Source organism: Streptomyces sp. NPDC020780, assembly GCF_044334475.1.
Lineage (GTDB): Bacteria > Actinomycetota > Actinomycetes > Streptomycetales > Streptomycetaceae > Streptomyces.
Map to the genome: position 1 here is coordinate 153,487 of NZ_JBIRTB010000002.1, position 20,353 is coordinate 173,839.

The following is a 20,353-nucleotide window of genomic DNA, read 5'->3' on the forward strand; positions in this document are numbered from 1 at the left end:
CGGGGTACCGGGGACGGCGGTGGTACGCCACCACGGTGACCCCGAGGTAGCGGGAGCCCGGAACCGCGCAGGGCCGGAGTCAGCGGTCGTAAACCGCGCGGGGCCGGAGGCAGCGGTCCTACCCAACCGCGCGGGGGCGGGGGCAGCGGTACTTCCCCATGTGAGCTGGAGCCGGCCGGTACCGCTCGCACCTGGTTCCCCTGCTCGGCCCGGTCCGGCGTCCCGTGCCCGTCCGGCACCGCGCACCTCGGCTTCCCGGCGCCGTGCGCGGACCGCGGCCGCTGCACGGGGTACGGATACGAGGAAGAGAGCGGCACCCGCGCTGAGAAGAGCCCCCACTGCTGCCCACCGTCCGGGTACACCGAGGGCAAGTGCGGAGGCTGCCCAGGTGGCGAGGGCCGGCGGTACGAGCCGGAGATCGAGCGGGCCTTCCGGGGGAGCGTCGAGGTCGGGTGGTCGCCGCCCTTCCCCCTCATGGTCGGCGGGACCGTGCGTGGTGACGGCGTGGGTGGTGACAGCGTGGGTGGTGACAGCGTGGCTGTTCACGGCCGGACCAGTGGCCGCAGGTCCGCGAACCGGCGGTCGCCGATCCCCTTGACCTCGCGGAGTTCGTCGACGGAGCGGTAACCCCCGTGTTCCGTGCGGTAGTCGATGATGTGCTGAGCGAGCACCGGCCCGACACCGGGCAAGGCGTCGAGCTGCTCGACCGTGGCCGTGGTGAGACTGACAGGCACTGCCGGTCCGGCCTGTCCCCCACCGGAGCCGCCGGCGGCCGTGCCTGGGGCGGGCTGGGCCGCGGGCAGGCCCACGAGCACCTGCTCGCCGTCCGTCAGCACACGGGCCCGGTTGAGTCCGGTGACGTCCGTGCCCTCGCGCACACCCCCCGCAGCGCGCAGAGCGTCAGCCACACGCGAGCCGGCCGGCAGATGCCGGACGCCCGGCCGGCGCACCTTGCCGCTCACGTCGACGACGACCTGTCCGCCGCTCACGGCGAGGGCGGAAACCCGGGGGGACGGCCCCGTCCCAGGCAGGGCGCCGGGGATCAGCCGGTCGGAGGACTCCGGTCTTCCTGCACGGGCTTCCGCTGCCTCCGTCACCTGCTCGGGAGCCCGTACGGACTCGGGGCGCGACGACCAGAAGTGAGTCACGGCGAGAACTGCGGCCCCGACCAGGACGACAGCGAGCGCGGCGAGTGACCGGAGCTCCAGGCCGCAGCGGAGCTGCACCCACAGGGGCAGCCGATCACGGAGAGCAGGCCCGGCCGTCCGCCACCACCGTGTCAGGGCGGCCGATCCCGCGGACGGCCCGTCACTCCCCGGGCCGGTGCCGGGACTCGGGGCCGCACTCGGGCTCGTCCTCACGATCGGGCTCGTCCTCACGATCGGGCTCGTCCTCACGATCGGGCTCGTCCTCACGATCGGGCTCGTCCTCACGATCGGGCTCGGGCTCGGGATCGGGATCGGGATCGGGATCGGGATCGGGATCGGGATCGGCGAGGGTGCCCGGTCGGCTGACCCGGCCGGTGGCGGGTGCGGAGGCAGGGCCGAACGCGGCGGCGAGGTGGCACGGCGCGCCACGGCCACCCCTGCCACCGGACCCCCGGGCGATGCGCGCATGGAGGGCGACGCCTGGCTACGGGAAGGCGCCTGGGACGGAACACGCACGCGGGTGGAGGACGGCGCCTGGGTCGGGGGACGCGTCCCGGTCGAGGAGAGCTGCGACGCGGACGGCATCGGTGCCGGCGCCCACGACGGCGCGGGGCGGGTGCGGGTGCGGATGCGGGTGCGGGTGCGGATGCGGGTGCGAAAGAAGACCCTTCCGCCCGGTGGTACCACGCCGGGCGGCGCCACAGCGGATGGCACCGAACCCAGCGGCTCCTCACCCGACGGCACCCCTTCGGACGGCACCACGCGCACCGTCCCCTCCGCGGCCCCACCGCCGGCAAGCAGGGCCTCGGCCCGAAGCCGGAATGCGGCTACGGCCTGGGCGTCCGCTCCGCCCAGGGTCCGTCGTCGGCGCAAGCCACGGCCGTGGGGCCCGGTTCCTGCCGCTCCCCGGGGGCCGGCTCCTGGCCCTCGCCGAGCGTCGTCGGCCGCCCGGTGCCGCGTCGCAGCCGGAGCGGCCCGACGCGTCGCACGGTGTGTGGCCCGGTGCGTTCCTGAGCCCGTGGCGCGGGGCATCGCCTCGGCGAGGGCATCGCCGGCCTGCCGGACGGTGGCGCGGAGGGCAGCGTGAGGTGATCGGAGAGTCATGCCTCAGGACGCTAGACACTTCCGCCCGCACCCGCTGAGCCGTCGCACATACGGTGGAAAACTCTGCAGTTGTGGATAGCTCCGCCACCCGAAAGAGTGCGTCCGGCGCGGCAGGAGGTAGATCCGGTGCCGGAGGGAAGGGGTGTAGCGCCGAAGGAGCGCGGTTCAGCGCGGCGACACGACCGCGGCCAGAAGTCCCGGCCCGGTGTGCGCCCCGATCACCGCCCCCACCTCGCTCACATGCAGATCCACAAGCCCCGGAACCCGCTCCTGAAGCCGCTCCGCCAGCCGCTCAGCACGGTCCGGCGCGGTGAGGTGGTGCACGGCGATGTCCACCGCACCCGTTCCGGCCTGCTCCGCGACGATCTCCTCCAGCCGTGCGATCGCCTTGGACGCCGTCCGGACCTTCTCCAGCAGTTCGATACGTCCGCCCGCGAGCTGCAGCAGGGGCTTCACCGCGAGAGCCGAACCCAGCAGTGCCTGTGCGGCGCCGATCCGACCGCCCCGCCGCAGGTAGTCCAGCGTGTCGACGTAGAAGTACGCGGATGTGCCCGCGGCCCGCTTCTCAGCGGCGGCGACCACCTCGTCGAGCCCTCCGCCCGCCTCGGCGGCCTGCGCGGCGGCGAGCGCGCAGAAGCCCAAGGCCATGGCGACCATCCCGGTGTCGACGACGCGCACCGGCACCGGCACGTCCTGCGCCGCGAGCAGTGCCGCGTCGTACGTGCCGGAGAACTCGGCCGACAGATGGAGCGAGACGATGCCCTCCGCCCCCGTGTCGGCTGCGGCACGGTAGGCGGCCGCGATGACTTCGGGGCTGGGCCGGGACGTAGTCACGGAACGGCGCCTCTGCAGGGCCAGGGCCAGCGACCGGGCCGAGATCTCCGTACCTTCCTCCAGGGCCTGATTGCCCAGAACGACGGTCAGCGGCACCGCGGTGATGCTGTGCCGTTCCATCGTCTGCGGCGGCAGGTAGGCCGTTGAATCGGTGACGATCGCGACATGGCGGGACATGAGCCGGAGGTTACCTCTCAGGACGCAGACATCGCAGCCCGGCCCCGGCTCGCTGATCGTTCCCGGTCGGCCCGGGACACGTCCTGCCGGTCTCGGACGGAGGGGCCGCGTCAGTTCGTGGTCTCGGGCCGGGCGGACTTCTGCCAGGGGTAGCCGGTGTGCTGCCGCGGGTCCGGAGGGGTGAGCGCCTGGGGTGTCTTCCTGTCGTCCGGCCCGCTCCACGCGTCTCCGGCACCGGCCGCGGCCCCAGTTGTGCCGCTCCGCTCCGGCAGCTCGTCGGACGTCCAGTGCCGCAGTGCTCCCGCCTCCACGCCGATCTGGGCGTTCAGCGCCGCCAGATCGTCGTCGGCGAACTGCCGCGCACGGTCGCGGGCGGCCCAGCGAAGCGACTCCGCCGAGTGTGTGATGCGCTCCGTTCGCTCCTTCAGCCCCGGCAGCAGCGCGGCCACGGTCGCCCGGTCCGGCTCCCGCTCCAGGCGCTTGAGGTCCTCGTCCAGCTCACGTCCGTGCACGCTGAGCCGCTGAAAGAGCCCCAGTGACTCCGAGAGCGAGGCGTCCTGCGCCGCCTGGGCGTTCAGTGTCTCCTGCGTGGCCCGCATCGACGTGCGCAGCGCCAGGCGGAGCTGCGCGAGCTCACCCGCCACACCCGGCTGACCGTAGCTCTTGGCCCGCAGCGCGGTGTCCTCCACGGAGCGACGTGCCTGGGTGATCGTGCGGTCCACGCCACGCTTCGCGGCGCGAACCGCCTTGACGCCCGCGTACACCCCGAGGGTCACGAAGGCGACGAACAGCAGCGTCAGGATCAGGATCACGGCTTCCATGAACGCCCCTCGGTTGTCGACTCGGCTGCCGGTGTGCGGTCGCCCCCTCTACCGTAAACGGAACGGGCAGGCCGAGGGTTCCACCGGAACCCCCAACCTGCCCGTAGGGGAAAGCCCCAAGATCTCCCGAAGCCCCGCCCGTCATCCCGCGCGCGGGAGGATGCCCACCCCCTGCACCCGCACCGGGACGCGTCCGGCCGCCCATGCCGAGCCAAGACCGACCGCCCTGCGCCGAGACGGGTTCGGTCGCCGTGCGCGCGGCCGGGACCGACGGCTTACGCGGGAACGATGTTGACCAGCTTCGGCGCCCGCACGATCACCTTGCGGATGCCCGTCCCGCCCAGTGCGGCCACGACGCTCTCGTCGGCCAGTGCCAACGCCTCCAGCTCCTCGTCCGTGATCGACGGGGAGACCTCCAGACGCGCCTTGACCTTGCCCTTGACCTGCACGACACAGGTCACGGTCTCGTCCACGACGTACGCGGGGTCGGCGACCGGGAAGTCCTGGTTCACGACCGACTCCGTGTGGCCCAACCGGCGCCACAGCTCTTCCGCGACGTGCGGTGCCAGCGGCGCGATCAGCAGCACCAGGCGTTCGGCGACCGACCGCGACAGCGGGCCGCCCGTCTTCGTCAGGTGGTTGTTCAGCTCGGTCACCTTGGCGATGGCCGTGTTGAAACGCATCCCCGCCATGTCCTGGCCCACACCGTCGATGGCCTTGTGCAGGGCCCGCAGCGTGTCCTCGTCGGGCTCCGTGTCGACGACGGTGACCTCACCGGTCTCCTCGTCGACCACGTTGCGCCACAGCCGCTGCAGCAGCCGGTACTGGCCGACCACGGCACGCGTGTCCCAGGGGCGGGAGACGTCCAGCGGGCCCATGGCCATCTCGTACAGCCGCAGGGTGTCCGCCCCGTACTCGCCGCAGATCTCGTCGGGCGTCACGGCGTTCTTCAGGGACTTGCCCATCTTGCCCAGGACACGGCTGACCTTCTCACCCCCGTGGTAGTACGCCCCGTCGCGCTCCTCGACCTCGGCGGCCGGGACCGCGATGCCACGGCTGTCCCGGTACACGAAGGCCTGGATCATGCCCTGGTTGTACAGCTTGTGGAACGGCTCGGCGGACGAGATGTGGCCCAGGTCGTGCAGCACCTTGGACCAGAAGCGCGCGTACAGCAGGTGCAGCACCGCGTGTTCCGCGCCACCCACGTACAGGTCGACGCCCCCGGTGGGCTGCCCTTCACGCGGGCCCATCCAGTACTGCTCGATCTCGGGGTCGACCAGCCGGCGGTCGTTGTTCGGGTCCAGGTAACGCAGCTCGTACCAGCAGGAACCCGCCCAGTTCGGCATGGTGTTGGTCTCGCGGCGGTAACTCCGCGGACCGGCACCGTCGCCCAGATCCAGGGTGACGTTGACCCAGTCGGCGTTCCGGGACAGCGGTGTCTCGGGCTGGGTGTCGGCATCCTCCGGGTCGAAGGTGCGCGGCGAGTAGTCCTCGACCTCGGGCAGCTCCAGCGGCAGCATCGACTCGGGCAGCGGGTGGGCGATGCCCTCCTCGTCGTACACGATCGGGAAGGGCTCGCCCCAGTAGCGCTGACGGCTGAACAGCCAGTCACGCAGACGGAAGTTGACGGTTCCCTCGCCGACGCCCCGCGCCTGCAGCCAGTCGGTGATCTTCGTCTTGGCCTCGACGACCCCCAGGCCGTCCAGCGAGATCTCCTCGTTGGCGGAGTTGACCAGCTTCGCCTCGTACGAGGAGAAGGCGTCCTCCCACGTCGAGGGGTCCGTACCGCGGTCGTCGGACGGCTCGACCACACAGCGCATCGGCAGTTCGAAGGCGCGTGCGAACGCGAAGTCGCGTGCGTCGTGCGCCGGCACAGCCATGATCGCGCCCGTGCCGTAGCCCATCAGGACATAGTCGGCGATGAAGACGGGGACCTTCTCCCCGCTGACCGGGTTGGTCGCGTACGCGCCGGTGAAGACACCGGTCTTGTCCTTGGCCTCGGCCTGCCGCTCGACGTCGGACTTGGCGGCGGCCTGCTTGCGGTACGCCGTCACGGCCTCGGCCGGGCTCGCGTGGCCACCGGTCCACACCGGGTGGGTGCCCTCCGGCCAAGCGGCGGGAATGATCCGCTCGACCAGGTCGTGTTCGGGTGCCAGCACCATGTAGGTGGCGCCGAACAGGGTGTCCTGACGGGTGGTGAAGACCGTGATGTCGCCCGCGCCGTCGACCGGGAAGTCGACGCGCGCGCCCTCGGAACGGCCGATCCAGTTGCGCTGCTGCAGCTTGATGGCCTCGGGCCAGTCCAGCCCGTCCAGGTCGTTCAGCAGCCGGTCGGCGTAGGCGGTGATGCGCATGTTCCACTGGCGCAGCTTGGCCTTGAAGACGGGGAAGTTGCCGCGCTCGGAGCGGCCGTCAGCCGTGACCTCTTCGTTGGCCAGCACCGTACCCAGCCCCGGCGACCAGTTGACGGGCGCGTCCGAGGCGTACGCCAGGCGGTACCGTCCCAGGACGTCGGCACGCTCCGTGGCGCTCAGCGCGGTCCACTCACGGCCGTCCGGGGTCGGGCGCTCACCGTTCTCGAACTGGGTGACCAGTTCGGCGATCGGGCGCGCCCGGTCCGCATCGGTGTCGTACCAGGAGTTGAAGATCTGCAGGAAGATCCACTGGGTCCACCTGTAGTAGTCCGCGTCGATCGTCGCGAAGGAACGGCGCTTGTCATGGCCCAGGCCCAGCCGGCGCAGCTGGGCTTTCATGTTCTCCATGTTGGCCTCGGTGGAGATCCGAGGATGCGTGCCGGTCTGCACGGCGTACTGCTCCGCGGGCAGGCCGAAGGCGTCGAAGCCCAGGGTGTGCAGGACGTTGTGTCCGGTCATCCGCTGGTGCCGTGCGTAGACGTCGGTGGCGATGTAGCCGAGCGGGTGGCCGACGTGCAGTCCCGCACCCGACGGATAGGGGAACATGTCCATGATGAACTTCTTGGGCTTGGCGGCCAGTTCCGGGTCGCCCGCCAGGTCGCCGGTCGGGTTCGGCGCCTCGTAGGTCCCCTCGGCATCCCAGAAGTCCTGCCAGCGTGCCTCGATGTCAGCGGCCATCGCCGCCGTGTAGCGGTGCGGCGCGGCGACCTCGGCCGCGGTGTTCGTCTCGCTCATGATCCTCAAAGCTCCATCGATCGTCATCTGCGGCGCCCACGTCCACGGACACACGTCTACGGACACACGTCTACGGAAACGAAAAATCCCCTCGCACAGGAGGGGACGCCGCGCCGAGTCCGACCAGGCGTTCTCACCGGTCGGTACTGATCAGCGCGGCTCGCTAAGCAGAAGGCCTACGGCACGCATGGCGCCAGGGTACCGTACGGCCCCCGAGCGCTGCCCCACCGTTGCCCCTTCCCGCCGGCGGCCACCCGCGCTCCGAGCGTCACGCCCGTACCACCCTCCAGCGGTCCTGGACGGCGGGCGCGATCGACCCACCGGTTCCTGGGACGTCCAGACCCGTCCGGGAAAACGAGAAGCGGGTCGCCCGATTCGGACGACCCGCTTCTTCACTGTGGAGCTAAGGAGAATTGAACTCCTGACCTCCTGCATGCCATGCAGGCGCTCTACCAACTGAGCTATAGCCCCGTGCTGTCCGCCGCCCGGTTTCCCTGGCGACATCGAGAACATTACACGGTCCCCCCGGCCCATCAAAAATCGTTTCCACTACGTCCCGATACGCCGGGCGGGCAACGCCCTGACCAGGGGGTGTCCGGCCGTCGGCACCGTTCAGGCAGTGGCAAAGGAGTAGAAGCGCTTGAGGGTGCAGTGCTCCTCCAGGAGCCGGCCGTAGATCGGCTCCCCTTCCAGCTCCCGGTACGTCTCGATGGGGTCGCCTTTTATGATCAGCGCCCGCGCGCACTCCTCGCACCAGTACTGGAACTCGGCGTTCACGGGATCCATGTCCCTGACGATGGGCGTACCGCTGCCGCACCAGTCGCACTTCCGCCTGTGCACACCCATCCGGTCAGCCCCGACTGCGGGGACAGGCCGTACGCGCGCCGCGATCGGGCGGACGTACGCGGGGACCGGCGGGCGGGGCGGAGGTGACGGGCAGGTCCAGGACCTGTACGCGGCTCGCAGGCATCGCGCTCCCTCCCGATCGGTCCGTCGCCCCCTCCGGCGTTCCGATTCTGCCATGCCCCCGCAAGCAGGTCAGCCCGCTGAGGAACCCGCCGCCGGTGTCGGCCGGGAACAGCCGCCGCCGACCCGGTACGGACCCCTGAAGTGCGCGAGAGCGCCGAGGGCCGGGGCCGGGCGGAAGAGCAGAACGAAAAGATCCCGCCCCCTACCGGGGACGGGATCCGTACTGTGGAGCTAAGGAGAATTGAACTCCTGACCTCCTGCATGCCATGCAGGCGCTCTACCAACTGAGCTATAGCCCCGCTGTCCGCTGTGTTTCCCTGCGTTTCCGCGCTGCGAACAAGAAGAACTTTAGCCTGCGACCAGCCGGAAAGTGAAATCCGGCCCGGGTCGCCCCGAGACGGCCCGGGCACGGCCCGGGAGCACGCGCCGGTGAGCACGCGTCAGTCGTCGTCGCCGAGCACCGGCTCGGGAAGGGTCCCCGCGTTGTGCTCGAGCAGCCTCCACCCGCGGGCGCCCTCGCCCAGCACGGACCAGCAGCAGTTGGAAAGTCCACCGAGTCCCTCCCAGTGGTGGGAGTCCAGTCCGAGCAGCCGACCGATGGTCGTGCGGATCGTGCCGCCGTGACTCACGACGACCAGCGTCCCCGCGTCGGGAAGCTTGCCGGCGTGCTCCAGCACGACCGGAGCGGCCCGGTCGGCCACCTCCGTCTCCAGCTCGCCACCACCCCTGCGTACGGGCTCGCCGCGCTTCCACGCGGCGTACTGCTCGCCGTACTGTTCGACGATCTCCTCGTGCGTGAGTCCCTGCCAGGCGCCTGCGTACGTTTCGCGCAGCCCTGAGTCGTGGGCGATGTCGAGGCCCGTGACCGCGGCGAGCTCGGCGGCCGTGTCCGCTGCCCGCCGCAGGTCGGAGGCCACGATCGCGTCCGGCTTCAGCGAGGCGAGGAGCCGGGCGGCCCGGCGGGCCTGGCTGACGCCGGTCTCCGTGAGGTCGATGTCGGTGGAACCCTGGAAGCGGCGCTCCAGATTCCACGCTGTCTGGCCGTGCCGCCAGAGGACGATCCTGCGGCCTCTGCCGCTCCTGGTGCCGTTCAGCTCTGCTCACCTTCCGTGACTCCGTGGAGCTGGGCGTGCTCCTCGGCCTTGCCGCGGGTCTTCAGCGCGTCCTCGGGGAGCGCGATCTCGGGGCAGTCCTTCCACAGGCGCTCGAGCGCGTAGAAGACGCGCTCCTCGCTGTGCTGGACATGGATCACGATGTCGACGTAGTCGAGGAGGATCCAGCGTGCGTCACGGTCGCCTTCTCGGCGCACCGGCTTGGCGCCGAGCTCCTTCTGGAGCCGCTCCTCGATCTCGTCGACGATCGACTTGACCTGGCGGTCGTTGGGGGCCGAGGCCAGCAGGAAGGCGTCGGTGATCGACAGCACGTCGCTGACGTCGTAGGCGATGATGTCGTGCGCGAGCCGGTCGGCCGCCGCCTGGGCGGCGGTGGTGATGAGCTCGATGGAGCGGTCCGTGGCGGTCACATGCAGGCTTTCGTCGGCGGTCGGGGTCACCCTCCGGGAGGGTGCTGAAGATCGTGGTCGCGGGCCGAGCCACGCCCTTCAGTACCCTCCTAGGGTCTCACGGACCGCCGACAGCCCTCACTACGTGCGGTCCGGGACCTCGTAGTCCTGGCCGAGGACGACGGACACGTCGGCGTTCGCCGCCGGCTTGCCCTGTTTCGCCGCACTGTCGGGCAGCCCCAGGGTCTTGGCGATCTCGACCGCCTTGGCCTTGTCCCCCGCCGTGCCGTAGAGGACCTCGGAGGTGGCCTGGACGTCCGCCTTGCCGCTGTCGACGGCCGCGTAGCCACCGTTGACGAGCTGGACCCTGGCGGCTTCCGTGCCGCGCGTGCTGCCGGTGGCGTTCTTGATCCCGACGCGTACGGCGGCGCCCTGCTCCGAGGACTTCACCGCGCCGCCGAGGATGTCCTTGACGACCTCCTCCGTGGCCTTCTCGGTCAGCGTGCCGTCGTCCTGGACCGGAAGCAGCGAGGTCTTGTAGTCGCCGACCTTCGCGTGTCCGGCGAGCTTGGCCAGCGAGGCGCCCAGGTCCTGCTCGGGCAGCGACGGGTCGAGGATCTGTGCCAGCGTCTCGACGGTGACCGTCGCGGACTTGGGGTCCTCGGACATCTTGCGCAGCACGCCGCGCATGACCTGCCCGAAGCGCATCAACTGCTCGGCCTCCGGTTCGCCGGGCCCTCGGTAGGTGGCGTACGCGACGGCCATCTGCCCGTTCAGCGTCTGCGCCTCCCCCTTGCTGACGAGCGGCGCCGCACCCTTCTTGGGGTCGGGTACCTCGATGTCGGTGTCGACCTCGATGGTGCCGACCAGCTCGACGAGGTTCTCCAGATAGGGGGTGTCCAGCCGCCAGGTGCCGCTGATCGCCGTACCGAAGAGCGAGTCGATGGCCTCGCGTGTGCCGGTGGACCCGTCCTCGTCCACCGACTTGCCGAGTGTGGTGGTGGAACCGTCATCCGAGGTCACGGACAGCGAGTTGGGTAGCAGGACGGTGGTGCCCTGACCGGTGGTGACGTTGTCGACGAGCAGCGCCGTGGAGGTGCCGCCGTTCTTCGTGTCGTGCAGGTGGACGACGATGACGTCCCTCTTCTGCGGGCCCGTCACCGCGGACGTCCTCTCGTCCTGGCCGGAGACCCCGGGGATCTTTCCGGCGAACCAGAGGTAGCCGGCACCGCCGACGACCACCAGGACCACGACGACTATGAGCGCGACCATCCGGTTACGCCCGCGGCGCCGTGCCTCCTCGCGCCGCTCGCTGCGGCTCTCGGTGAATTTCAGCCAGTCGATGACGTCTTCGGAGTCCTCGTCCGGTTCCTCGATGAACGAGAACTGCTCGGTGCGGTAGTCACGGTCGGCCCGCCGCTGTTCGGGGACGACGGCGTCGGGGGCCGGCTCGGGCTCGCGCCGCGGCTCCGGAGGTGCGGCCGCCGGCGCGGCCTGCGGGGTGGACCACTGCTGGGCGGTGCCGTCCACGGCGGGCTGCCGACCGGTGTCGTAGCCGTAGCCCGCGGAACCGTCGCCATAGCCTGCGGGGCCGTTGCCGTAGCCCGCAGAGCCGTCGCCGTAGGCGTAGCCCTGCTGCGTCTGCTGCGTCTGCTGCGTCTGCTGCGTCTGCTGCGTCTGCTGCGTCTGCTGGGCAGCGTACGGGTCGTACTGCTGCTGCGTGCCCGCGTACGGGTCGTAGCCGTACGTCTGGGAGGCGCCGGGATCCTGCTGGGTCTGCCCGCCCTGCTGGGACTGCTGCGCGTACGGGTCGTACTGCTGCTGCTCCTGTCGTTGTTGCTGCTCCTGCTGCTGATAGACCGGCTGCCCGTACTCGTCGTAGCCGACGATCTGCGGCTGCTGCGGGTAGTACGGGTCGTACGGGTTCTGGCGGTCGTTCACCGGTGCCCCTCTCCGTGGCTCATTCGCCGCGGTACAGCTGGCGCTTGTCGATGTAGCGGACGACACCGTCCGGCACCAGATACCAGACCGGCTCTCCCTGCGCGACCCTCGCACGGCAGTCCGTGGACGAGATCGCCAGTGCGGGCACCTCCACGAGTGACACGCCGCCCTTGGGCAGCCCGTCGTCCGTCAGTACGTGCCCGGGGCGGGTCACCCCGATGAAGTGGGAGAGCGAGAACAATTCCTCGGCGTCCCGCCACGTGAGGATCTGGGCCAGCGCGTCGGCGCCGGTGATGAAGAAGAGGTCCGCGTCGCCGTGCACCGCGCGCAGGTCCCGCAGCGTATCGATCGTGTACGTCGGTCCCTTGCGATCGATGTCGCTGCGGGAGACGGAGAACTGCGGGTTGGACGCCGTGGCGATGACTGTCATCAGATAACGGTCCTCGGCCGGGGACACCTGCTTGTGGCTCTTCTGCCACGGCTGCCCGGTCGGTACGAAGACGACCTCGTCGAGGTCGAACTGGGCGGCCACCTCGCTCGCCGCGACCAGGTGGCCGTGGTGGATCGGGTCGAACGTCCCGCCCATCACGCCGAGTCGGCGTCTGCCCCGGCCGGTAGGCACTTCCTGCTCTCCCATGCGTGCAGACCCTACTGGCACGGCTGTTCGCCTCTGCCTCAGCGGTCGCGGTTGAAGCGGGTGGTGATCCACAGCAGGAGCAGCAGGACGACGAACGCGCCACCACCGGTGAGGTACGGGCTGAGGCTTTCGTGGTTTCCACCCTGCTCGCCGCCTTCGGAGGCGAGGGTGACCAGCTGGTGCGCGGTGCTCGTGAGGCTCATCTTCTGCAGGACCTATCGATCGGGAGTCGGAAGGAAGACGTCGCGCACATCGTATGCGGGAGCTCCGGGCACGCTCACGCCGACTCAGTCGTTGTCATCGTCGTTGCGGTATCCGCGCAGGAGGAACCAGGCGAGCAGGGCGGCGCCGACGAGGGAGACGAGCAGCACGACGCGGAGTGTGCTGCCCGGCCCCTGGTCCTCGGACGCGGCAGCGAGCAGTACGGCGGTGTGCGGCATTTCGGGCGCTCCTCAAAGTTATCCACAGCCCCCCCGCACACCGTAGCGCCAGCACATACGCTGGCTTGTGCCAGGGGGACGAGCGACGTCTCGTACGAACAGGGGGCCATCCATGACCGAAAACAGTCACGAGAGCATGCCGAGCAGGCAGCGTAAGCGGTTCCCGGGTATCTCGTCCCGGGCCTACGAGCACCCGGCGGACCGCTCGGCCTTGGTGGCCCTGCGCAGGCTGAGCGGTTTCGACACCGTGTTCAAGGCGCTCAGCGGGCTGCTTCCCGAGCGCAGTCTGCGGCTGCTCTTCCTGTCGGACTCCGTCCGGGTGAGCGATGCCCAGTTCGCCCACCTCAACGACATGCTGCGGGACGCCTGTTACATCCTGGACCTGAAGAAGGTCCCGGCGATGTACGTCAGGCAGGATCCGCAGCCCAACGCCATGTGCATCGGTCTGGACGAGCCGATCATCGTGGTGACGACCGGGCTGGTGGAGCTGCTGGACGAGGAGGAGATGCGGGCCGTCGTGGGCCACGAGGTGGGCCACGCCCTCTCCGGTCACTCGGTGTACCGCACGATATTGCTCTTCCTCACCGGCCTCGCCGTCAAGGTGGCGTGGATTCCGCTCGGCAACGTCGCGGTCATGACGATCGTCACGGCGCTGCGGGAGTGGTTCCGCAAGTCGGAGCTGTCGGCCGACCGGGCCGGGTTGCTGGTCGGGCAGGACCTGCAGGCGTCCATGCGTGGCCTGATGAAGATCGCGGGCGGTAACCACCTCCACGAGATGAACGTCGACGCGTTCCTCGCACAGGCGGACGAGTACGAGAAGGGCGGAGACCTCCGCGACTCCGTCCTCAAGATCCTCAACGTGCTGCCCCGCTCGCACCCCTTCGCCACCGTGCGTGCGGCGGAGCTGAAGAAATGGTCGGAGACCCGGGACTACCAGCGCATCATGGACGGCCACTACCCGAAGCGCGAGGAGGACAAGGACACGTCCGTGACGGACTCCTTCCGGGAGTCGGCTGCTCATTACGCGGACACGGTGCGCACCAGCAAGGACCCGCTGATGAAGCTCGTGGGTGACATCGCGGGCGGGGCGGGTGACCTGGGCGGCAAGCTTCGCGACAAGTTCACCGGCGCGGGCGGCGGGGGCAACGGCGGCGCGGCCGGCAAGGGCGGCTCCGCGCCGGACGCGGACGCTACGGGCGGCTCCGAGGGGACCTGGCGGCGTCCGGGCCCCGAGGAGGAGTCCCCGGGGACGGGGATCTGACGGCCAGCGTCCCGCACAGCGCGGCCGCGGGCGGACCGGTGGCGTACGGGTCGGTGCCGTCCGGGCCCCGGGTGTCCGTCCGCTCACCGGCGAGAAGCGGCCGCAGGGCGCCGGCCGTGTCCGCCGAGCAGGACTGCGGTCCGGCCTGGACGTAGGCACTGCGCACCTCGAGCCGGTGCAGTCGCAGGTCCTCCCGGTCGAGGAGGAAGTGCAGCACACGGCGCACGGTGAACAGCGACGCGTCGTCCGCCCGGTGCGGGTTCGATGCGGCGGGGCGCAGCGCGTAGGTGAAGGTGTGGTCGGACACCACCTCCAGGGTGTCCGACCCCGCCTCCGCGTACGAGAGGGTCCCGTGGACGCGGATGTCGGGGTCGGCCAGTTCCACCTGGGCGGGGTCGAAACGCACCAGCCAGCCGGTGGCGGAGTGCGCGCCGTCGTCGGCCGGTGAGTTCACGCTCGCTTCGAACTGGCTCGTCTGGTCCGGGTCGAGCAGCCGACCGACCGGCCGCATGACCCCGCCGGTGAGGACGTCGGGGTCGAGCGAGGACTCGACCAGGTAGTCCTTGACCGTGCTCAGGGCGATGGTGACCTGGCTGTCCGAGAAGTTCTCCGTCCGCCGGACGGGCGGCGGGTTGATCCCCGACGCCCCGGTCCGGAAGGCGGCAGCCGGACCGTCGGCCAGGAGGGAGTCGGGGGTGCCGCCTGGCACGGTGCCCCGGGGGGCCAACGGGACGACTGTCGTGCGGAGCGGCTCCGCGTGCCTGCCGACGGGGGTGGGGTAGGGGCTGCGGAAACCCATGTAGACGGCGGTGGCGAAGGCGAGGGCTATCAGCACGACGAGAGCGATGGCGGCCCGGGAGCGCCGGCGGGTGCCGCGGCCGGGGAGGGAGCGCACGGCGCGCGCGTGTGCGCCCATCCGTTCCTGCGCGGAGAATTCCTGGAGCTGGGCAGCGCGCACAAACGATTCGTCGAAGACGAGGGAGCGGTACTCGTCCTCTCCATCCGACGGGTTTTCGGGCGGCGTCGGTCCTTCCGGGGGTTCTCCGTGGCCTGTCATGACTACTCCCGATTTCCACGCCGTCGGCGAGGGCGGGTGCCGGGTTCCGCCCGGGCCGGGTGGCGTCGGGCGGACCTGTCTTCGCGGGTCGTACATGGAGGAGTGATCCGTGCGCGACCCGCGACCCGCGACCCGCGACCCTCCGCCCGGAATGCGGCAACGGGGGCGGGGGACCGGGTCACCAGGTCGTACATGCAGAGTAGGTCGATCGCCATCAAGGTAAACGCCCTGCAGGTGAGAGCGCAGCCCGGAGCCCACACGGTTACGCCACCGGGCCGAGCCACGGTCGGTCACCACCGGGCGGGCCCTCGCACGCTGTCACCGGGACGAGCCATCACCAGGCATCACCGGGCCGAACTCGTCGTCGGTACCCCTCACGTCCGGGCGAGAGCCGGCAGCCGGAGATCATGCGGCCGGGGCTCTCGCCCGTGCCAGACGCAAGCGGGCGGTGCCCGTGCGGGTGACCGTCCCACTCGCGCGAGGCGCGGGCCTGCGCACGAGGCGCGCGCCTGGGCACGCGGCCCGACCGGTCGGGACCAGCGCAGGCGCGGGCCTGCGTCCGCGACCCGAGCTGTCGGTCGGGACCAGCGTAGGCACGGGCCCACGCACGAGGCGCGCGCCTGGGCACGCGGCCCCAGCGGTCGGGACCAGCGCAGGCGCGGGCCTGCGCACGCGGCTCGGGCCTGCGTCCGCGACCCGAGCGGGCGAGCGGGCGGGACCAGCGCGGGGCCCTGCCCGCATACCGGCTCTCCCACCGCCAGGGCGAGAGCAGCGGCCGGCTGGTGCTGCGGGCCTCGGTCGTCCGGAGGACCGGAGGAGAGGCGAGAACTGGACCGGTATGTTCCTCGCTCTGTCCACGGCCGGTCTGCGGCGCGGCCCCGGGCTGCCGGTCCCTGAGGGGAGAGTGTCGTGCGTCAGCGGTACGGCACTCGCCCCCGAGCGGGGCTAAGGAAGTGCGGGGCTAAGGAAGTGCGGGGTTAAGGAAGTGCGGGGCTCAGGGAGTGCGGGGAATCGCGGAGACGGCGGGGCGGGGTTGCCCGGCGGTGGCGGTGGGCGCCGCGCCCGGTGCGCCGGAGCCGCTGGTCATCGGTGAGGGCACCTGTTCCTCCCGAGAGGCGGCGCCGCCTCTGTAGACGGCGTTGAACGCCAGGGCGACCATCCCGAGGCCCATCAGCACGGCAAGGAGCCAGGCGACCGGCCGATGCCATCGCGCGGTGCTGCGGTAAGGCCGTAGGGCGCCGCCATGGCGACCGTACGGGCCGTCGAGGCCGTCAACGTCGCTGTAGGGCTGATCGAGGTCGTACGAGCCGCCGAAGGCCCCTCCGCGGCCGTACGTGCCGTCCGGCCCGTTGTCCTCGTCGTAGAGGTCGTCGTCCATGGCGCCGCCGCCGGACCGTGCTCGGCTCGCCTCGGCTTCGGCGCGGGCCTGCGCGGCCTCGAGCAGTCGCTCCACCGCGGTGGGTTCGTGGATCTCCGCAGACCTCACGAAGTCCTCGTCGAACACCACGGAGGCGAAGTCCTCGTCCGCGCCCCCGCGGTCGTCGTCGGGCTCCCAGCCGTCCGGGAACGGCCTGCCCCCCACGTCGTCCGGCACAGCATCAGCGTAGCCCCGGCGGGGCGTTTTGGGCAGACAGCTCACGAACTCACCCTCCCAGGCACCAGCCGGGCCTGCCGCCGGCTCACCGGGCTGCGCACGGCGCCCGCTCCCTCGGCCCCCGGATCGGGCGCCCGCACCCGGGGAGTCCGCCGAACCACCGGCAGGCCAAAGGCGAAACACCTGCGGACCGACTGCGACGAACCCCCCATGAGCACCCGCCACACACACCCGCGGAGGGCCCGTCGAATCCCGCGGAGAGCGCTCCGAACAGCTGCGGAGGGGTCTTCGAGCGCCCCACCGGGGACTCGGGAGCACCGGGCCTACCGGATGTGGCCGTCCCCCGTGACGATGTACTTCGTCGACGTGAGTTCCGGCAGCCCCATCGGGCCGCGGGCGTGCAGCTTCTGGGTGGAGATGCCGATCTCGGCGCCGAAGCCGAACTCCCCGCCATCCGTGAAACGCGTGGACGCGTTCACCGCCACCGTCGTGGAATCCACCAACTGGGTGAACCGGCGGGCCGCCGCCTGCGAAGTGGTGACGATCGCCTCGGTGTGTCCGGAGGACCAGAGCCGGATGTGTGCCACGGCCGCGTCCAGGGACTCCACGACCGCCGCCGCGATGTCGTACGAGAGGTACTCGGTCTCCCAGTCCTCCGGCGTCGCCGCGACGACCGTCGCCTTCGTCCCCCGGGCGTGCTCCAGCACCCGCTCGTCGCCGTGCACCGTCACCCCCGCCGTGGCCAGCGCGTCCAGAGCCCGCGGCAGGAAGGCCGCGGCGACGTCCTTGTGGACGAGGAGGGTCTCGGCGGAGTTGCAGACGCTCGGCCGCTGGGCCTTGGAGTTGATCAGGATGTCGACGGCCATGTCCAGGTCCGTCTGCGCGTCCACGTACACGTGGCAGTTGCCGGTACCGGTCTCGATGACCGGTACCGTCGACTCCTCCACGACCGTGCGGATCAGGGACGCACCCCCGCGCGGGATCAGTACGTCGACCAGGCCGCGGGCGCGCATCAGTTCGCGCACCGAGTCGCGGCTCTCGCCCGGGACGAGCTGCACCGCGTCGGCCGGCAGACCGGAACCTCCCACCGCGTCGCGCAGCACCCGCACGAGGGCCGTGTTGGAGGCGTGGGCGGACGAGGACCCGCGCAGGAGCACGGCGTTGCCGGACTTCAGGCAGAGCGCGGCGGCGTCGACCGTCACGTTGGGACGCGCCTCGTAGATGATGCCGACCACACCGAGCGGCACCCGCACCTGGCGCAGATCGATGCCGTTGGGAAGGGTGGATCCGCGCACCACCTCGCCGACGGGGTCGGGCAGTGCCGCCACGGCGCGGACGTCCGCGGCGATGGCCCGGATGCGCTCGGGAGTGAGCGTGAGCCGGTCGACGATCGACTCGCCCGTTCCCGCCTCTCGGGCCCGTGCGACGTCCTCCGCGTTGGCCTCGACGAGTTCGCTGGTGCGTACCTCCAGCGCGTCCGCGATCGCCAGCAGAGCGTCGTCCTTCGCCGAGCGCGGGAGTGGCGCGATGTCGGCGGCGGCGGCACGCGACCGGTAGGCGGCCTGGACGACCGGGGACATGTTGTCGTACGGCGAAAGCGTGGTCATGCCCGCAGGGTAATGCGCGGGCCGCGGGCATCCGCCACACATCCCGTGATGCGAGACGGGCGTCCCAAGACGGCCGGCACTCCGGCCCCGCCCACGCCCACACAGCCCGTGAGCAGCACGGGCGCGCGCCCCGCCCTCCCCGCACCCGTACGCACGGCAGGGGACTCCCCGCGGGGTGGCACGCTCGCAGCACGCTCCGGCGCGCACGTCGGGGGCGGATGCGAGCTCCCCGCCCGGCTCACCGCCCGCTCCGTGCGCAGCCCGCGCGCAACCGGCGCTCGGCGCGCCGCCCCCGTCGTCGGGCGGCCGGTACGGACGCGTCCCCGCTCAGTACGGATGCACCCCCACCGGCGCCGCCGGCGGCGGACCGTAGCCCTCCGCGATGCGCTGGTGGTACGTCTCCCGGTCGATGACCTCCAGGCCGACGATCTCCCAGGGCGGCAGTCCGGCGCTGGAACGGTGCTCACCCCACAGCCGCAGCGCCACCGCCGCGGCGTCGTGCAGGTCGCGCGCCTCCTCCCAGTAGCGGACCTCCGCATGGTCGTTGGCGTACCGGCTGGTCAGCAGGAAGGGGTGGTCGTGTGCCAGCTGTTCCAGTCCGCGTCTGACCTCCTTCAGCGGTGTCTCACTGCCGGAGACGCTGAGGGTGATGTGCCACAGCCTGGACCTGACACGCTCCCCGTCCGGGGCCACCGGTTCCTGCTCGGGGGTGTGGTCGGCGGGCGGGCCGTGGAAGTCGGCTCCTGCTCCGACGCTGGTCAGGGCACGGCTGCCCGTTCCGCGGGGCGGCGCCCCCGGGCGCGCTCGTCTCACCGGCGGCCTCCTGTGCATGCGTAGCGGTCCTGAATGCGTGGCAGTACTGCCCCCTCGTATCCCCGTGACAAAGTTGACCAGTCCGGGGGCGGGCTTGGGGCGGTTTTGGTAAAGCTCTCCTCCGGAGACCGGACTTTCAGTCGTTTCAGGGGCCCGGGCGAGGCGTGAGGACGACGAGATCGTCCCTGTGTACGACCTCCCGCTCGTACGCGGGGCCGAGCTCGCGCGCCAGGTCCCGGGTGGAACGGCCGAGCAGCTGGGGGATCTCCTTGGCGTCGAAGTTGACGAGCCCGCGGGCGACCGCCGCCCCGGCCGTGTCCCGCAACTCCACGGGGTCGCCCGCCGAGAACTCGCCCTCGACGGAGCAGATCCCGGCGGGCAGCAGCGAGGTCCGGCGCTCGACGACGGCCTGCACGGCGCCGTCGTCCAGGACGAGCGCTCCCTGCGGGGTGGAGGCGTGGGCCAGCCAGAGCAGCCGGTCGGCCGAGCGCCGCCCGGTGCGGTGGAAGTACGTACCCGTATCGCGGCCGGCGAGGGCGTCGGCGACCTGGCTCGCGGACGTCAGGACCACGGGGATCCCGGCCGCGGTGGCGATCCGGGCGGCCTCCACCTTGGTGACCATGCCCCCGGTACCGACGCCCGCCTTGCCCGCGCTGCCGATCGTGACGCCCTCCAGGTCGGCCTGTCCGCTCACCTCGGCGATGCGGGAGGTGCCGGGCGTGCTCGGGTCACCGTCGTAGAGGCCGTCCACGTCGGAGAGCAGCACGAGGAGATCGGCGTGGACCAGATGGGCGACGAGCGCCGCGAGCCGGTCGTTGTCGCCGAACCGGATCTCGTCCGTGGCGACGGTGTCGTTCTCGTTGACGACGGGGAACGCGCCCATCTCCAGGAGCTGGTCGAGCGTGCTGTAGGCGTTGCGGTAGTGCGCACGCCGGCTGGTGTCGTCGGAGGTGAGGAGCACCTGGCCGACGCGTACGCCGTAGCGGGCGAAGGACGCGGTGTACCGGGCGACGAGCAGTCCCTGGCCGACGCTGGCCGCGGCCTGCTGGCGGGCCAGGTCCTTGGGCCTGCGGACGAGTCCGAGAGGGGCGAGGCCGGCAGCGATGGCACCGCTGGAGACGAGGACGATCTCCCGCTCCCCGCCGCTCCTGACCTTGGCGAGAACGTCGACGAGCGCGTCGACGCGGTCGGCGTCGAGGCCGCCGGCCGCGGTGGTGAGCGAGGAGGACCCGACCTTGACCACGATCCGGCGGGCGTCCGTCACACCCGGCCTTCGCCCCGCGCCGCCACCGGAGGGTGA

General features: G+C 71.2%; 17 protein-coding genes and 2 tRNA genes. 1 reads left to right on the forward strand and 18 read right to left on the reverse strand.

Annotated features, from left to right (window positions below):
- Nucleotides 1–542: 542 nt before the first annotated feature.
- From ACH4VO_RS04145 to ACH4VO_RS04205, 13 genes are all read right to left on the reverse strand, one after another.
- Nucleotides 543–1,226 (reverse strand): helix-hairpin-helix domain-containing protein, encoded by a 684-nt coding sequence (locus ACH4VO_RS04145; RefSeq protein WP_398440863.1) that lies wholly within the window; start codon nucleotides 1,224–1,226, stop codon nucleotides 543–545.
- A 1,191-nt stretch (nucleotides 1,227–2,417) separates the two neighbouring features.
- On the reverse strand, nucleotides 2,418–3,263 hold the full coding sequence (locus tag ACH4VO_RS04150) for a DegV family protein (protein ID WP_360991955.1): 846 nt from the start codon (nucleotides 3,261–3,263) through the stop codon (nucleotides 2,418–2,420).
- 110 nt (nucleotides 3,264–3,373) lie between these two features.
- Nucleotides 3,374–4,084, reverse strand: coding sequence for a hypothetical protein (locus tag ACH4VO_RS04155; RefSeq protein ID WP_360991958.1), 711 nt, complete (start codon nucleotides 4,082–4,084; stop codon nucleotides 3,374–3,376).
- Between the two features lie 275 nt (nucleotides 4,085–4,359).
- Nucleotides 4,360–7,233, reverse strand: coding sequence for a leucine--tRNA ligase (gene leuS / locus ACH4VO_RS04160; RefSeq protein ID WP_360991961.1), 2,874 nt, complete (start codon nucleotides 7,231–7,233; stop codon nucleotides 4,360–4,362).
- A gap of 398 nt (nucleotides 7,234–7,631) precedes the next feature.
- Nucleotides 7,632–7,704 (reverse strand) — tRNA-Ala (locus tag ACH4VO_RS04165).
- 141 nt (nucleotides 7,705–7,845) lie between these two features.
- Nucleotides 7,846–8,079 carry a hypothetical protein gene (locus tag ACH4VO_RS04170; RefSeq protein ID WP_360991964.1) on the reverse strand — a complete coding sequence of 78 codons (234 nt, stop codon included), beginning with the start codon at nucleotides 8,077–8,079 and terminating at the stop codon, nucleotides 7,846–7,848.
- Between the two features lie 349 nt (nucleotides 8,080–8,428).
- A tRNA-Ala gene (locus tag ACH4VO_RS04175) sits at nucleotides 8,429–8,501 on the reverse strand.
- A gap of 141 nt (nucleotides 8,502–8,642) precedes the next feature.
- Nucleotides 8,643–9,296 (reverse strand): histidine phosphatase family protein, encoded by a 654-nt coding sequence (locus ACH4VO_RS04180; RefSeq protein WP_360992139.1) that lies wholly within the window; start codon nucleotides 9,294–9,296, stop codon nucleotides 8,643–8,645.
- Entirely contained in the window at nucleotides 9,293–9,724 is a 432-nt protein-coding gene (gene rsfS / locus ACH4VO_RS04185) for a ribosome silencing factor (RefSeq protein ID WP_360992142.1), read from the reverse strand. The genes ACH4VO_RS04180 and rsfS overlap by 4 nt, the downstream gene beginning before the upstream one ends.
- A 120-nt stretch (nucleotides 9,725–9,844) precedes the next feature.
- Nucleotides 9,845–11,644, reverse strand: coding sequence for an LCP family protein (locus tag ACH4VO_RS04190; protein ID WP_360991967.1), 1,800 nt, complete (start codon nucleotides 11,642–11,644; stop codon nucleotides 9,845–9,847).
- Between the two features lie 19 nt (nucleotides 11,645–11,663).
- Entirely contained in the window at nucleotides 11,664–12,281 is a 618-nt protein-coding gene (nadD, locus tag ACH4VO_RS04195; RefSeq protein WP_360991969.1) for a nicotinate-nucleotide adenylyltransferase, read from the reverse strand.
- Between the two features lie 38 nt (nucleotides 12,282–12,319).
- A complete protein-coding gene (locus ACH4VO_RS04200) occupies nucleotides 12,320–12,484 on the reverse strand; it encodes a hypothetical protein (protein WP_307127075.1) in 165 nt (54 codons plus the stop codon).
- Between the two features lie 84 nt (nucleotides 12,485–12,568).
- A complete protein-coding gene (locus tag ACH4VO_RS04205) occupies nucleotides 12,569–12,721 on the reverse strand; it encodes a hypothetical protein (protein ID WP_360991972.1) in 153 nt (50 codons plus the stop codon).
- Nucleotides 12,722–12,833: 112 nt separating this feature from the next.
- On the opposite strand from ACH4VO_RS04205, the gene ACH4VO_RS04210 reads away from it, so the two are divergent.
- The gene (locus ACH4VO_RS04210; RefSeq protein ID WP_360991974.1) at nucleotides 12,834–13,982 is read left to right on the forward strand and encodes a M48 family metallopeptidase; all 1,149 of its coding nucleotides are present in this window, start codon (nucleotides 12,834–12,836) and stop codon (nucleotides 13,980–13,982) included.
- Here ACH4VO_RS04210 and ACH4VO_RS04215 read toward each other — a convergent pair.
- From ACH4VO_RS04215 to proB, 5 genes are all read right to left on the reverse strand, one after another.
- On the reverse strand, nucleotides 13,912–15,039 hold the full coding sequence (locus ACH4VO_RS04215; RefSeq protein WP_360991976.1) for a hypothetical protein: 1,128 nt from the start codon (nucleotides 15,037–15,039) through the stop codon (nucleotides 13,912–13,914). The genes ACH4VO_RS04210 and ACH4VO_RS04215 overlap by 71 nt on opposite strands.
- 994 nt (nucleotides 15,040–16,033) lie before the next feature.
- Nucleotides 16,034–16,633: a hypothetical protein gene (locus tag ACH4VO_RS04220; RefSeq protein WP_360991979.1), complete on the reverse strand. Its 600-nt coding sequence runs from the start codon at nucleotides 16,631–16,633 to the stop codon at nucleotides 16,034–16,036.
- Nucleotides 16,634–16,956: 323 nt separating this feature from the next.
- On the reverse strand, nucleotides 16,957–18,240 hold the full coding sequence (locus tag ACH4VO_RS04225; protein WP_360991981.1) for a glutamate-5-semialdehyde dehydrogenase: 1,284 nt from the start codon (nucleotides 18,238–18,240) through the stop codon (nucleotides 16,957–16,959).
- 327 nt (nucleotides 18,241–18,567) lie between these two features.
- Nucleotides 18,568–19,053, reverse strand: coding sequence for a hypothetical protein (locus ACH4VO_RS04230; RefSeq protein ID WP_360991983.1), 486 nt, complete (start codon nucleotides 19,051–19,053; stop codon nucleotides 18,568–18,570).
- Nucleotides 19,054–19,198: 145 nt separating this feature from the next.
- A complete protein-coding gene (gene proB, locus ACH4VO_RS04235; RefSeq protein WP_360991985.1) occupies nucleotides 19,199–20,317 on the reverse strand; it encodes a glutamate 5-kinase in 1,119 nt (372 codons plus the stop codon).
- Nucleotides 20,318–20,353: the final 36 nt, after the last annotated feature.